Annotated in this window: 12 protein-coding genes; 11 read left to right on the top strand and 1 reads right to left on the bottom strand. The window is 25.0% G+C overall.

Annotation, left to right across the window (positions count from 1 at the left end; genetic code table 4):
• The 9 genes from AAHM99_RS01765 to AAHM99_RS01725 all read left to right on the top strand — a co-directional run.
• The coding region (locus tag AAHM99_RS01765) for an ArsR/SmtB family transcription factor (RefSeq protein ID WP_342275061.1) at window positions 1–291 on the top strand (291 nt) is incomplete at its 5' end.
• 328 nt (window positions 292–619) lie between these two features.
• Window positions 620–763 (top strand): 50S ribosomal protein L33, encoded by a 144-nt coding sequence (rpmG, locus tag AAHM99_RS01760; RefSeq protein ID WP_053946403.1) that lies wholly within the window; start codon window positions 620–622, stop codon window positions 761–763.
• 72 nt (window positions 764–835) lie between these two features.
• Entirely contained in the window at window positions 836–1900 is a 1065-nt protein-coding gene (locus AAHM99_RS01755; protein WP_342275060.1) for an aminopeptidase P family protein, read from the top strand.
• Window positions 1901–1909: 9 nt separating this feature from the next.
• Window positions 1910–2629, top strand: coding sequence for a polyprenyl diphosphate synthase (uppS, locus tag AAHM99_RS01750; protein WP_342275064.1), 720 nt, complete (start codon window positions 1910–1912; stop codon window positions 2627–2629).
• Entirely contained in the window at window positions 2619–3731 is a 1113-nt protein-coding gene (locus AAHM99_RS01745; RefSeq protein ID WP_342275059.1) for a phosphatidate cytidylyltransferase, read from the top strand. The genes uppS and AAHM99_RS01745 overlap by 11 nt, the downstream gene beginning before the upstream one ends.
• A 5-nt stretch (window positions 3732–3736) precedes the next feature.
• Window positions 3737–4861: a 1-deoxy-D-xylulose-5-phosphate reductoisomerase gene (dxr, locus tag AAHM99_RS01740; RefSeq protein ID WP_342275058.1), complete on the top strand. Its 1125-nt coding sequence runs from the start codon at window positions 3737–3739 to the stop codon at window positions 4859–4861.
• Between the two features lie 2 nt (window positions 4862–4863).
• The gene (gene rseP / locus AAHM99_RS01735) at window positions 4864–6105 is read left to right on the top strand and encodes an RIP metalloprotease RseP (RefSeq protein ID WP_342275057.1); all 1242 of its coding nucleotides are present in this window, start codon (window positions 4864–4866) and stop codon (window positions 6103–6105) included.
• A gap of 25 nt (window positions 6106–6130) precedes the next feature.
• Window positions 6131–10582, top strand: coding sequence for a PolC-type DNA polymerase III (locus AAHM99_RS01730; RefSeq protein ID WP_342275056.1), 4452 nt, complete (start codon window positions 6131–6133; stop codon window positions 10580–10582).
• Between the two features lie 71 nt (window positions 10583–10653).
• Window positions 10654–11139 (top strand): LSm family protein, encoded by a 486-nt coding sequence (locus AAHM99_RS01725; protein ID WP_342275055.1) that lies wholly within the window; start codon window positions 10654–10656, stop codon window positions 11137–11139.
• Window positions 11140–11199: 60 nt separating this feature from the next.
• Here the strand turns inward: AAHM99_RS01725 and AAHM99_RS01720 are convergent, their stop codons facing one another.
• Window positions 11200–12552 (bottom strand): hypothetical protein, encoded by a 1353-nt coding sequence (locus AAHM99_RS01720; protein WP_342275054.1) that lies wholly within the window; start codon window positions 12550–12552, stop codon window positions 11200–11202.
• 134 nt (window positions 12553–12686) lie between these two features.
• On the opposite strand from AAHM99_RS01720, the gene AAHM99_RS01715 reads away from it, so the two are divergent.
• Entirely contained in the window at window positions 12687–14714 is a 2028-nt protein-coding gene (locus AAHM99_RS01715) for an ATP-binding cassette domain-containing protein (RefSeq protein ID WP_425288797.1), read from the top strand.
• Window positions 14714–15091 (top strand): hypothetical protein, encoded by a 378-nt coding sequence (locus AAHM99_RS01710; RefSeq protein WP_342275052.1) that lies wholly within the window; start codon window positions 14714–14716, stop codon window positions 15089–15091. Before AAHM99_RS01715 ends, AAHM99_RS01710 begins: the two co-directional genes overlap by 1 nt.
• The last annotated feature ends 11 nt before the right edge of the window (window positions 15092–15102 follow it).

The raw sequence follows: 15102 nt of genomic DNA, 5'->3' as shown, positions 1-15102 counted from the left end.
TTTAAAACTCTTGGAGATCCTACAAGGTTGCAAATCATAAATATGATCTGCGATTGTGGATGTAGTAAATGCGCACAAAATATTTTAGATAATTTAAATATAACACAACCAACATTAAGCTATCATATGAAGATGCTTGAAAAGGCGGGATTGATAACATCTTTTAAAGAAAAAAACTCTAAAATCTATAAAGTTAATAGTCAAGTTATTGACCAATTAAAACTGTTTGTTTCTGAAATTCAAGTTGAAAAAAGTTTACTATTTTGTTCAAATTGTAATGAAAAAAAATAGAGTTCTTTTTTACAAGAACTCTATCTTTTATTTCCCACATTGACAATTTGTACAAGTACATACTTCACAAGTACATAATGAATAAATTCTTAACATAGTGCCTCCTTAAGATAGTTATCTATATAGATAACTATCTATATAGATAATACTACATATAGTTGATAAAGCAACAATATTTTAAAAATATTTTAAAATTCTAGTTTTTAAATAGTTTTATTTTTAAATAAAATCAATGAAAATTTAAAAAAAACCAAGAATTAATGATTTTTTTTGGTATTATTAATTTGCTTATTATCTTAAAGACAGTACCAAAAGGAGGCTTAAGACTATGCGTGAAGGAGTTATTTTACGTTGTGCAACTTGTAAAGAAGAAAACTACATAGCAAAAAACGACAAAAGAAAAGAAAAGATTGAAGTTAAAAAACATTGCTTTAAATGTAATTCACACCAAGTTCATAAACAAAAAAAATAGGGATAGAAAATACTTTTTATAAGGTTTTTTCATCCCTTTTTTTGTATAGTTATATATAAGGAGTTATTAACTATGAAAAAAGACTTATTAAACAAAATTTTAAAAGAAACAGTTGCAGATGCAATTTTATTATATTCACCTCAAAATAGATATTGATTTTCAAGATTTCATTCATCATTAGGATATATTTTATATACAAAGAATAAGTCTTACTTATTTGTTGATGGTAGATATATTACGGCTGCAAGAAACTCAAAGTTATTAATAAATATTGATGAAATAGTTGAATTTGGAAAATTGTATGACTTATTAAATAATAAAATTAAGGAAAATAATGTAAAAACCATTGTATATGAAAGTGATTGAGTTTTTGTCAAAGAAGCTCAAATTTTTCAAAAGCATTTAAAATCAGAAGTTATTTCACATAATTTTGATGCAATAAGAATGGTTAAAGAAAAATGAGAAATTGATCAAATTAGAGGAGCTTGTGATATCACTCATAAAGTTTTTTTGGAAGTATTAGATTTTGTTAAACCAGGTATCAGTGAAAAACAATTAGCAAGATTTGTAAGTGATTCATTTTTAAAAAATGGAGCTGAGAAATTAAGTTTTGATACAATTGTGGCTAGTGGTGAAAATGGAAGTATGCCTCATGCAGTACCAACTGATAAAATAATTGCTGAAGGAGATTTTGTCACATTAGATATGGGATGTTACTATAATGGCTATTGTTCTGATCAAACAAGAACATTTGCTGTTGGAAATTCAAATAATGAAAAGTTAAAAGAAATCTATGAAATAGTTTATCAATCACAACAGTTAGGAATTGAAAGTATTAAACCAGGAATTAAGGGAAATGAAGTACATAAAATTTGTTATGACTATATAGATTCTAAAGGTTATGGTCAATATTTTACTCACGGAACTGGTCATGGTTTAGGAATTGAAATTCACGAAGAGCCTTATAATTCAGTTGCAGGAGATAAAACTTTGCAAGAAGGTATGTGTGTAACTGTTGAACCAGGAATTTATATTCCTGGAATTGGGGGAGTAAGAATTGAAGATGATATCTTAGTTACAAAAACTGGTTATGAATTCTTAACAACACCATTGAGAGAATTACAAGTAGTTAAATAAAAAAGAGGGATATTCATTAAAAAATTAGAACATGTTGCTTTCATTTTAGATGGTAATGGAAGATGGGCAAAAGAAAAAAATAAGCAAAGAACTTATGGGCATAAAATTGGCATGGAAAATATTTATCCAACAATTTTGGATGCAAAAAACTATGGTATAAAATATGTTTCAATGTTTTGTTTTTCAACAGAAAATTGAAAAAGACCACAACAAGAAGTTAATTATTTAATGCAATTTCCATCTGAAATTTTTTCAAAAAAACAACAAGAAAAATATTTAAAAGAAGGTATTAAAGTTGTATGAATTGGTAGAAGAAATATAGTACCTGAAAAAACTCGAAAAGCTTTAGAAGAAATGGAAGAAAAAACTAAAGAGGCAAATCAAATTATTGTTCACATTGCTTTAGATTATGGTTCTTTTGAAGAGGTGGAAAATTGTTTTAAAATAGTGTTTAATGATATTAATAGTAAAAAATTATCAATTGAAGATTTTTCTATTAATACAGTTATAGATAATTTATATACAAAAAATTCTCCTCAAATAGATTTACTAATTAGAACTGGTGGGGAAAAAAGATTGAGTAATTTTATGTTACTTCAATTAGCATATGCAGAACTATATTTTGTAGATACATATTGACCAGACTTTAAAAAAAACGATTTAAAATTAGCTATTGAAGAATATAATAATAGAAATAGGAGATTTGGGGTTATTCAAGATGAAAAATAATAAAGATAAAAATGAGTTTGAAATGCCTGAAACAGTTGAAATTACTCCAGATATAAATGGTGAAATTGGTAAAAACCGTTTCAAACTTCCATCTGCTAAACGTAATTTTAAAATAAGAGTTCTTTCAACAATAGTGCTTTTAGCATTACTTTTAGGTTTTGTTGTTTCTGGAGCAATATATACTTCATTGAAAACTTATACAGATTTAAATGCTGAAGCTGCTTCATATACTTCAATCATTCTAACTATTGGTTTACTTTGAATATGTATGTTTGAAATGAATAAAACAATGGGATTTAAAAAATGATATTATCAACTACTAATGAGTGCGTTTGCTTCAGTAATATTTATTTTTCCATTAACTTTTAAAATGTATAATTTCTCATTTTATACATCAATGGGTTTACAAAACTGATTACAAGCATGACAATTTCCACTTTTAGTTACAAGTTATTTGATTGTGACAATTATAGTTGGATTTGCTGATAAGAAAATTGATGTTAAAAATGCTTTAATAAACTTTGTTATGACAATGGTTATAATTATGGGATTAAAAGCATTTTCAATTTCTTCTTTAGGATTAGTAGAAACAATTAATCCAGAAACTAATGAAGTTAAAACTAGTGCCAGATTCTCATTTGTTACAATTGTTTGAATTTGAATGATGATTATTTTAAGTGATTCATTCCAATATATTGGTGGAATGAGATTTGGGAAAACTAAATTAAGCCCAAATATAAGTCCTAAAAAAACTTGAGAAGGTGCTTTAATTGGTCTTGGAGTTGCTGCAGGTTCTGGAATTATCTTTGCAATGATTTTTAAATTTGCACCACCACTACAAAACTTTCAACCATTAAGAGAACCAATGCAATCATTGGGTGGTCAATCAATTGCTCTTGAAATAATTGTTTATATCTTATTGGCAATTGTCTTTCCAATAATTGGATTGTTTGGAGATTTATTATTTTCATGAGTTAAAAGACAAGTTAACATTAAAGATTACTCAAACCTAATTCCAGGTCATGGTGGTGCTTTAGATCGAATGGATTCAATCTTATTTTCATTATTTATATTATTTATCTTTATTAGTAGTGTTGCCTAATTAAAGTGAAAAATATTGTATTATTTGGAGCTTCAGGAAATATTGGTCAGCAATGCATAGAATTATTGCAAGAAAATAAAGATAAATTTAATTTAATAGCTTTGAGTGTTGGTGAAAATGATTCAAAAATTGAATCTTTTTTACTTTGTTTTCCAACAATTAAAAAAGTATATTCAAAGAAGGAATTAAACTATTTAAAACTAAAATATCCAAAGGTTGATTTTTTAACAAACAATATTTTAGATATTTTTAGCAAGGATGATGAAATAATTATTAATGCTTTAAGTGGATTTTATGGTTTACAAGTTACATTAAAAACAATTGAAAATAACTTAGTCTTATTAAATGCAAATAAAGAATCATTTGTTACTGCTGGAAACTTGATAAATAATATGTTAAAAAAAAGTGAGACAAAAATATATCCTTTAGATTCAGAACATTGCGCAATTTTTCAATGTCTAGAAAAAGAAAATCAAGCAAAAGTTTTATTTATAACAGCATCAGGGGGAAGTTTTAGAAACTTAACTTTACAAGAAACTAAAAAAGTAAGTTTAGCTAAAGCTCTAAAACATCCTAATTGAAATATGGGTTCAAAAATAACTATTGATAGTTCAACAATGTTTAATAAGGCTTTTGAAATCCTTGAAGCTTATCATTTATTTGGAATTAAAAACATTATAACTTTATTACATCCTCAATCAATAATTCATTCAATGGTTGGTTATAATGATGGGTCAATAAAAGCACAACTTTCGCTCCCTGATATGAAACAAGTGATAAATTATTTTTTACACTTTCCTAAAAAAAATTCATATTATAAGCAAAAAGAAATAGATTTTAATGATTTAATAAGATTAGATTTAAAAGAAATTGACCAAGATAGATTTAAACCAATTAAGTTTGCTTTACAGTGTTTGGAGTTAAATAATTCAAAATCAATTGCTTTAAATGCGGCAAATGAAATATGTGTTGAATACTTTTTAAAGGAAAAAATAAATTTCTATCAAATAACTAAAATAGTTGAAAAAATATTTAAGGAATGTGAAAATATTGAATTAATAAGTTATGAAGAAATACTAAAATATGACAAAATTATTAGAGAAAAAACAATTAAAAGAATTGAGGGATAAATATGAATGAAGTTAGTAGTGGAATGGTAGTTCTAGCTTTCTTTATAGGAATAGTGATTATGCTTTTACTAATTACTATTCATGAATTAGGACATTTAATTTTAGCTAAAGTTGCTAAAGCATATGTCTATGAATTTTCAATTGGATTTGGTCCTAGACTTTTTGTTATCAAAGGCAAGGAAACTTGAATCTCAATAAGAGCATTTCCTCTAGGGGGATATTGTTCAATTGCTTCAGATAAAAGCGATCCACCAAAAGATAGAGAAGATATTGTAGTTCCTGATGAAAGAAAATTAGATTATATTGCTAGATGAAAAAAAATGTTTTTTATTTTAGCAGGACCTGCTATGAATTTATTTGTGGCCTTACTTTTATTTACAACCATTTTTGCAGCGGTAGGTGCTAAAAAAAATGACATGACTTATTTTGGAGCAATTTATGATCAAAATAAAATAGCTGCGCAAGCTATTTTAGAAAATGAAACACAAACAGAAAATAATATTAATTATATCGGTCAAGAATATATCATTTGAGGATGAAAAATGACGGCAACAGAAGAAACAAAAGAAGTTATTCTTTTTGATAATATCTGTAGTGATTTAGAAAGTACAAGAGAATGTAATTATAAAATAAATGAAGTTGATAATCAAAAAGCTGTCAGTTATACAAAGACAGTTTATAACTTCATTGATAATTTACCTCTTTCAAAAGATAAAGAGAATGTTAAAATTCAATTTATGTATAAAAAAGTTGATCCATATAGTGGAGTTGCTTTAAAAAATTATGAGCAGGGAAAATTGACACAATTAAAAGAATTTGAACCAGCAAGTAGTATTGGAATTAGTGCTCCAAGTAGAATTTATAAAACAACAGCTCAAGCATATGGTGCTGGTTGGGGTGAAACATTTAAGGCTTCTATTTCAATTTTAGAATCATTTGGAAATATATTTACAGGTAAATTTTCAAATCTAGTAGGACCAGTTGGAGTTGCTAAACAAACAGCAACTTTACTTTCAAGTCCTGAACAGTTCTTTATTTATGTGGCTACAATTAGTGCAAATCTATTCATCTTAAACTTAATTTTCATACCACCACTTGATGGATATAGATTACTTGAAAATTTTATTGAGATGGTTATAAGAAAAGAGTTGCCAACAAAATATAAAGTAATTGTTAATGCAACGGGAGCTATTTTATTTTTAATATTATTTATAATGATAACAATTAAAGATTTCATAGTATAAATATATAAAAGGGGGGAAAATAAATATGCATAAACAAATTAAAGATCTGTTTGATAGTTTAAACGTTTTTTTAAATTCAGATGAAGAAGCATATTTTGAGCAAGCCCATTTTTATAAAGAAGCTGAGTTTAGTCAAAGTGCAAATAAATTAAGAGTCTTTATTAAAATTAAAGATTTTTTACCAATTCATTTATTACATAAAATTGAAACTATTATGTTAACAAATACATTAGTTTCTACAAAATTAAATTTTTGAGTAGAAAATGAATTATACTCAAAGGAATTAATTTGAAACCATATTGAGTATGTAAAAGAACAAAAAGCAGAAGTAAAAACAGGTACTATTAAAATTCTTTCACCATCAAATGTTGATTATATTGAAGAACATAGAATGGTTTTTTTTAATGTATCAAATGAAACTGAAAAATCACTTTTAGAAGAACATAAACAATATTATAAAAATAAATTATTAAAATATGGTTTTAGAGATATTGATTTAGAAATTAGAGTAAAAGAAAATTTAGAAAATGATGTTTTGGAATCAATTAGAGAAAAGTATCAAAAGGCAGCTGAATATATTCCAGATACTCAAAAAAGCAATTTTGAAACTCAAAGTCTCTCATCATCTGTAAAGTATAAATATAAATCAAATAATGATATTTTAAATACACCAACCTATGAATCAATAATTGATTTGGAAGAAGATGCTCAAAATGTAACAATTCATGGAGAAGTTATTTCTAAGAATATTAGAAAATCAAAAGCTGGAAGAAATGTTTATAATATTGCAATTACTGATGGAACCTCATCTGTAATGTGCATTTTCTTTCAAAGAAATAATGACCCAACTTTTTTTGATGAAATAACAGAAGAAACAAAAAGTAGTTTAATAGGCTTTGAAAATCAAATTATAAATAAGGGTGATTGAGTTTCATTTAATGGAAACTTCAATTATTCTTCTTTTGATAAAAGTTATATTTTTTATATTAGTAAATATAAAAAAATTGAGTCTAAAACAGTCTATAGAAAAGATGATGCAAAAGTTAAAAGAGTTGAACTTCACACTCATACAAAAATGTCAGTTATGGATGGTGTAAGTAGTGCCAAAGATTATATTGAGTGTGCAAAAAGATTTGGGTGAAAAGCAATTGCAATAACAGATCACTTAAATGTACAAACTTTCCCTGAGGCTTATTATTCTTTATTAAATGTTAATAAGGGAGTAAGCGACGAAGAAAAAATTAAATTAATATATGGAAGTGAACTTGTCATGTTAAATGATGAGTCATGAGTTGTAAAAAACCCAAAAGGTAAAAAGTTAAGAGAAGCTAAATTTGTTGTTTTCGACTTAGAAACAACTGGTCTTTCTCCAGAATTTGATGAGATCATTGAGTTTGGAGCTAATGTGTATGATTATGCAAAGGGAACTTCAAAAAAGTATGATATTTTTATTAAACCTAAAAAGTCTTTAAAAAAATTTACAACTGATTTAACTGGTATTACAACTGAAATGTTAGAAGATAAAAACTCAATTGAAGTTGAATTTAAAAATATAATGGATATTATTGAAGATGGTATTTTAGTTGCTCACAATGCCAATTTCGACTTTAATTTTTTACAAACATTTGCAAAAAAACTTGGTTATGGAGAATTAAAAAATACAATTATAGATACATTGTCATTAGGAAGACTTTTACAACCAAGATTAAAAAATCATAGACTTGGAACTGTTGCAAAGGCTTATCAAATTCTTTATGATGAAAAAATTGCTCACCGTGCTGATTATGATGCAGAGGTTTTAACTAATATGTATGAGCATATGTGAACAGAGGCTAAAAAAATAACTCCAATTGATATTGACAGTGATTGAAATAAATTTAATAAAGATAAATATGAAAATGAAAACTTTAGAAGAACAAGAGGTTATCATATAAATGTTTTAGCAAAAAACCAAAAAGGTTTAAAGGATTTATATAAGTTAATTTCTCATTCGCATACTGAAAGTTTTTTAGGATCTCCAAAAGTCTTTCAATCAAAAATTTTAGAAGTTAGAAATGGAAATAATATTTTAATTGGAAGTGGTTGTGTTAATGGACTTGTTTTTGAAAATGCTAGAACAGGAACTTTTGAAATGTTAGAAAATGCTATACAATTTTTTGACTATATTGAAATTCAACCTTTAAGTGTGTATAAAAAATTAATTCAAACAGAAGATTTAACTATGGAAGAATTAAAAAATATAATTCTTAAAATTATTGAAGTTGCAAAAAAATTAAATAAGCCAATAATTGCAACAAGTGATGCTCATTATGTAGAACCAGAACTTAAAAAAATTAGAGATATTTATATAAACACAAAAGGATTAGGTGGTGCTTATCATCCTCTTTATGACTTCAAACAAAGAGTTAAAGATAATCCAGATCAACATTTGAGAACAACAAAAGAAATGCTTGAAGAATTTAAGTGATTAGAAAATAGTGAACTAATTAATGAAATTGTTCTTGAAAATCCAAATAAAATTGCTGATATGATAGATGAAAATATAATTCCAATTAAAACAGGATCTTATCCTCCAAATATTGAAAACGTAGATAAATTATTAACAGACGAGTGTTATAAAAATGCAAAAATTCTTTATGGAGAAGAGTTACCTGAAATTGTAAAAGAAAGATTGGAAAAAGAGTTACTTTCAATTATTAAACATGGTTTTGCAGTTGTTTATTGAATTAGTCATTTACTTGTTAAAAAATCAAATGAAGATGGTTATTTAGTTGGAAGTCGTGGTTCTGTAGGAAGTTCATTTGTAGCAACAGTTGCACTTATTACAGAAGTTAATCCACTAAAACCTCACTATAGATGCATAGAATGTAAATACTCTGATTTTAAGACCCCACAAGAAATTAAATGTGGTTATGATTTACCAGAAAGACAATGTCCAAAATGTAATACAAAATTATTAGGTGATGGTCATGATATTCCTTTTGAGACTTTCTTAGGTTTTGATGGGGATAAAGTTCCAGATATTGATTTAAATTTCTCAGGAGAGTATCAACCAATAGCTCATAATTTTACAAAAGAAATTTTTGGAGAAAATAATGTTTTTAGAGCAGGGACAATTTCTACTGTTGCTGAAAAAACAGCCTTTGGTTTTACAATGGGATATTTTGAAAAGCAAAATCTTGATTTTGATTTAATTAGAAGAGCAGAAATTGAGCGATTAGCAGCTCTTTCTACTGGGGTTAAAAGAACAACAGGACAACATCCTGGGGGAATTATTATTCTACCAAAAGAATATGAAATTGAAGATTTTACCCCAGTAAATTATCCAGCAGATGATGAACAAAGTGATTGAAAAACAACTCATTTTGATTTCCATTCAATTCATGACAATTTACTAAAAATGGATATACTAGGTCACGTTGACCCAACAGCTTTAAGAATGCTTTATGATTTAACTGGTTTTGATCCAATTAAAGTTCCAACAGATGACAAGGCGGTTTATTCTTTATTTTCTGAACTTTCAGCTTTAAATATTGAAGCTAATTCACTTCTGGGTGAAACTACAGGAGCAATTGGACTTCCTGAATTTGGAACACAGTTTGTTAGAAATATGTTGAAAGAAACGAAACCAAAAAATTTTGCAGATTTAGTACAAATATCAGGATTAAGTCATGGAACAGATGTATATGTTGGAAATGCACAATCCCTAATTAAGGAGGGAGTAGCAAATATTTCTCAAGTTATTGGATGTCGAGATGACATTATGGTTTACTTAATGGCTAAAGGTTTAGATTCATCTACTTCTTTTAATATTATGGAAAGTGTTAGAAAGGGAAAAGGTCTTTCAAAGGAGTGAATTAATCTTATGAAAGAAAATAATATTCCCGAGTGATATATTAATAGTTGTTTAAAAATAAAATATATGTTTCCAAAAGCTCATGCTACTGCATATGTTTTGATGGCTTATCGTGTTGCTTGATATAAAATCTATTATCCAGAAGAATACTATGCTGTTTGATTTTCAACAAGAGCTGATTTCTTTGATTTGGAAACAGTATTAAAAGGAAAAGAAGCAATTATTAAAACAATGGAAGATATTAAAAGTAGACAAAATAATAAGTTGCCTGTAACAGCAAAAGAAAATGCAATGTTAACAATTTTTGAAGTTGTCTTAGAAATGCTTGCCAGAGGAATAGAAATTACAAATATTGATTTTAATATTTCTGAGGGAGAAAGATTTGTTATTATAAAAAATGATGAGGGAAAAAAAATATTAGTACCTTCATTTAACGTAATTGATTCATTAGGTTTTGCTGTTGCAAATTCAATTGTAAATGCTCGAAGTGATAGACAAATAACAAGTGTTAATGATTTAAAATTGAGAACCCAAGTTACTCAAACTCAAATTGAAATTTTTAATAAATTAAAAATTACAGAAAAATTGAAAGATGATGAACAACTCTCATTTGACTTTTAAAATGAAAATCATTATCTTTTTTTATTTATTAACTTAAAATGCTATAAAATTAATTTATAAAAGAGGTAAATATGTCATTAGAGATTATTAAAAATAAATATTTAGAAAATATAAAAGAAATTCTTAAGGAGTGTGACTTTTTACTTTATGAACTTAATATTGTAAGCGATTTTGACTCAAAAGTACTACAGATTCTAGTAGAAAATCAAGATATTAGTAAAAAAAATATGGATTTTGATTTATTAATAAAAGCTAATGAGAATATCTCAAACTTTTTGGACAATATTAAGGAATTAGATGATACATATATTTTGGAAGTAGCCAGTGCTGGTGCTGAAAGAAATGTTAAATCATTTGAAATATTAAAACACAATATTGGTAGCTTCTTTTATTTAACAGTAAAAAAACCAATTGAAGTATTTACAGAATTTTCTGGAACTTTAACTGAAATTAAAGGAGAAGAATTATTGTTTAGTTTTTTTATTAAAGGAAGACCTAAAAAAGTTAGTTTAAAATGAACGGATATTGAATTTATAAGATTCGCTGTTAAATTTTAATTTAACTTTTTTTATTTTTTGTAGATAATAAGCGATTATGTCCCAAAATACAAGATTTATCTAATAAATAGATCTTGTATTTTTTCTTTTTCTATCAAAAAAATATCAGTTAGTTGCTTTTCAAGGAGAGTCAATTTTGGGTACTTTAGTAGTTTCAAATTCTTCATTAGATATTGTTTTAACATTTCCATGTAAGCGTTCATCTTCAACTTGAATAAGATTGTAAATGTCATTTCCAATTAATGCATAATTTTTTTTATTTATTGTTTCCATAATCATTACTTTTAACTTTGGTTTAAAGTAAATTGGAGTAAAGCCCTTACATATAAATCACTTATCTTTTTTAAAACTAATACTGTGACCATTATCAATAATTCTTTCACTTCGATAAGAGAAAACAATGTCTTCATCTTGATTAAATTTTCTAGTTACTGATTCTAATTGGTCTAAAGGTATTGAAAAATCTTGATTGTATTCTTGAATAAGATGGGGTAAATAATTATTTAATTGTTCAATATTTTTTAAATCTAAGAGTCTAATTATTTGAGGTCATCTTTTTTGTAATGTTCCAAAAGTTCTTTCAACTAATGCTTTTTCTTGGGGGATTGAAGTTGTTTTTGTATTTACTCCAAGAGAGTGAAAAATAAATTGTAATTGTGTATTTGAAACGCTATCACCAAAGTGATCACGATTATTTTTACTACTAAAAACATTTCTATTATCACTAACATTTAATTTTGGTAAACCGTAATGTTTAAAGACTTTTTTATAGATATTGTAATAACTTTCAGTAGTTTCTTGTTCACTGAAATAACCTGCCAAAATCCTTTTACTAGCTTTATCAATTACAATATGCAAATGACATTTTAAGTTTTTAATCCATTGATGATTTGAAGCATCAGTTTCATAAATTTCTCCAAACTTTACAATTTTCTTTTGCGTAGGATGGGGTTTGCTTGTTATAATTGACTTTGAAAGATACTCGATTGTTAAATTTTCTTGGTTTGCGGCCTTTAAATTTTTACGAATATCTTTTTTTGTTTTTCTGTTAAGAGTCTCAATTAAAATATTTTCTTCTATTAATATGTGCCTAATTGCAGAGTAACTTATTCTCTTTTTTCAATTTAGTTCTCAATAATGTTTAATACTAAAGTCATAATATTTTGCTTGAAATAATTCAATTATTTCATCTTTAAATATTTGTTGAATTTTATTTACAGGTATTTTATTGGTATTTTTATGAATAAAAACTTTTGCTCCAATCTCTTGATATTCTTTAAGTTTTCTTCTTGTGTGTCTAACACTATAACCTAACTTAAAGGCTGTATTTTTAATAGATTCTTTTTTTAAAGATAATTCCTTAATTAATCTTAGTTGTTCTTGTTTCATGGTATTTAATAGTAATCCTTTCATAAAACCTCCATTTATTGATTATAAAGGAGGACAAAGTCGCTTGTTAATATGTAGGGACATAATCGCTTATTACTCATATAAATTTTAATTTAACTTTTTTTATTTTTTAAGCGATTAATTAAATGGTGATAAAATTGGAATATAAGTTTTCAATACAAAAAAGTGAAAATGATTGTGGCATAGCAGTATCAACAATGTTAATAAATTATTATCATAGTAAAAATTTTGGAATTGAAGAAGTTAAATTTGATAATTCCTTAAGTGATGATATGTTGAGTTTATATGATATGGAGCAACTTTTAAATAATTATAATATTGAGATGACTTCCTATGCATGTAATTATGAAGAATTTAAAACTTTAGAGATTACAAATCCAATAGTTTTAAATGTTTTAAATAAAGAAAAAAATGAGCACTTTATAATTATTTATAAAAAAAGAAAAAACAATTATTTAGTCGCAGACTCCAATTTGAAAGATCTAAAGTGATTGAGTGAAGAGGAAATAGAAAATAGTTATCAGGGCTTTTTATCTTTAACGAAACCATATAATAAAATAAAATTTAAATCAAAAACAATTTTGAATTGATTTACTTTTATTAAACAATTTAAAATAGAAATATTTATGTTATTTTTAATATCTATTCTTTTAAATTTACTGATTTTAATTACAAATAATTTTTTAAAGATATATATGGATAATATTGCAATAAAAAACAATCAAGGAATGAAAATCCTTTTTTTGGTTTTTTTGGTTGTTTTTATTATTCAAGTCTCAATTTCTTATTTTATAAATAAAATAATTTTCAGTATTAAAACAAAAGTAAGTAAAAATATATTTGTTCTATTTAAAAATAAAATGATAAATTTAGATATTGAAAAGTTTAACTCTAACTCCAAAGAAGAATGATTAAAAAAACTTGAGTATATCAATCTTTTATCTGATTTTATTGTTAAATCTAGTATTTCTTTTCCTTTGGGATTAACTCTTTTTTTAATGTCTTCCATTTTTCTAATTTTAATTTCTCCTCTAATATTAACTTTGGTTTTAATTCAAAATACAATATCTGTTTTTCTTTCTGTCCTCTTATTTTTTATTTTAAAAGAATATAAAATCAAAAAAGAAAGAGAATTAATTAATTTTTCTTATAGTTATAGAGAAATTTTGGATGGGTTTGAAGAAATAAAATATAAAAATATTGAAGAGGAAATAAAATCAATCAGCTATAAAAACTTTAACTCTTCTGTAAAACAATCAAAAAATATTTTTAATTTAAATAATAAAGCAGAGTTAATTTTTTCCTTATTAAATAAAATATTTTTCTATTTAATATTTTATATTTCTATAATATATATAAATCAAAATAAATTTAGTGTAGCAGACTTGTTATTTTATACTTCAATAAGCTTTTATATAAATATGTTTTTCAACCAATTAACAAGTTACATAGTTGATATGCAAGAAATAATAATTGCAGATAAATCATTAAATTTTATTTTTTTAACTGAGGAACTTGAAAATGATTATATAGATATTAAGGAAATAAAAGCTATTGAAGCAAAAAGTTTATATAGTTATAAATCTGATAAATGTGCTTTAAATAATTTTAGTTTTAAATTTGATAAAAATACATTTGTTCATGGTAGAAGTGGAAGTGGGAAAACAACTCTGTTAAAAATACTATCGGGACATTTTAAAAAATATGAAGGAGAGGTGTTACTAAATAATACTATTAACACTAATAAAATTAATATAAAAACTTATCAGAAGAAAAATATTTATTTAGGTCAATATGATTATTTATTTAAGGGAACAGTTTGAAATAATATTCAACAATTTAAAAATAAAATAAATTTAGATATACTAGAAAATTTTAAAATAATAGAAATATTAGAAAGAAATAATATAGATATAAATAAAAAAATTTATGATAATGGAATAAATCTTAGTAAAGGTCAAAGGCAAATTATTAATTTTTTAAGTTTATTTTTTACTAATAAAGATTTATATTTAATTGATGAGCCTTTAAGTAATGTTGATAAACATACTGCCTATTATTTATTTAAGTTATTTATGGATTTAAAAAAGAGTTCTTTAATAATTATGTGCGATCATGATATTGCATATTCTAAATATTTTGAAAATAGAGTAGAGGTGATTTAATGAAAAAATATTTGAGAGTGCATTTTTCCTTATTATTTATACTAGTGATTTTTATTATCAGCTTAGTTTTATTAAAAAAACAACAAATATACACTGGTTCAGTTTTTATTCAAGAATATATTAATGAAGATGGGACTATTAATGCTGATTTATATTTAATTAGCAATAATAGTTTGAATATAACTCTAATTGATTATATAATTTTAGAAACTAATCAAGGAAATATGTATGTTTATTCTTCTAATCTTGAGTATAGTAACTCTTTAATCAAGATAAACATAAATAATATAGGAAGTATAAAATATCCTTCAAATAATGTTTTAATATTTGGAGAAAAAATATCATTACTTTCTTATTTATTATCAAATGTTTTCTAAAAAAAGAGGAA

The organism is Spiroplasma endosymbiont of Cantharis lateralis (assembly GCF_964030855.1).
Classification (GTDB): domain Bacteria; phylum Bacillota_I; class Bacilli_A; order Mycoplasmatales; family Mycoplasmataceae; genus Spiroplasma_A.
Note: the sequence above shows the minus strand (reverse complement) of the source record. Positions and strands in the feature narration are given on the sequence as shown.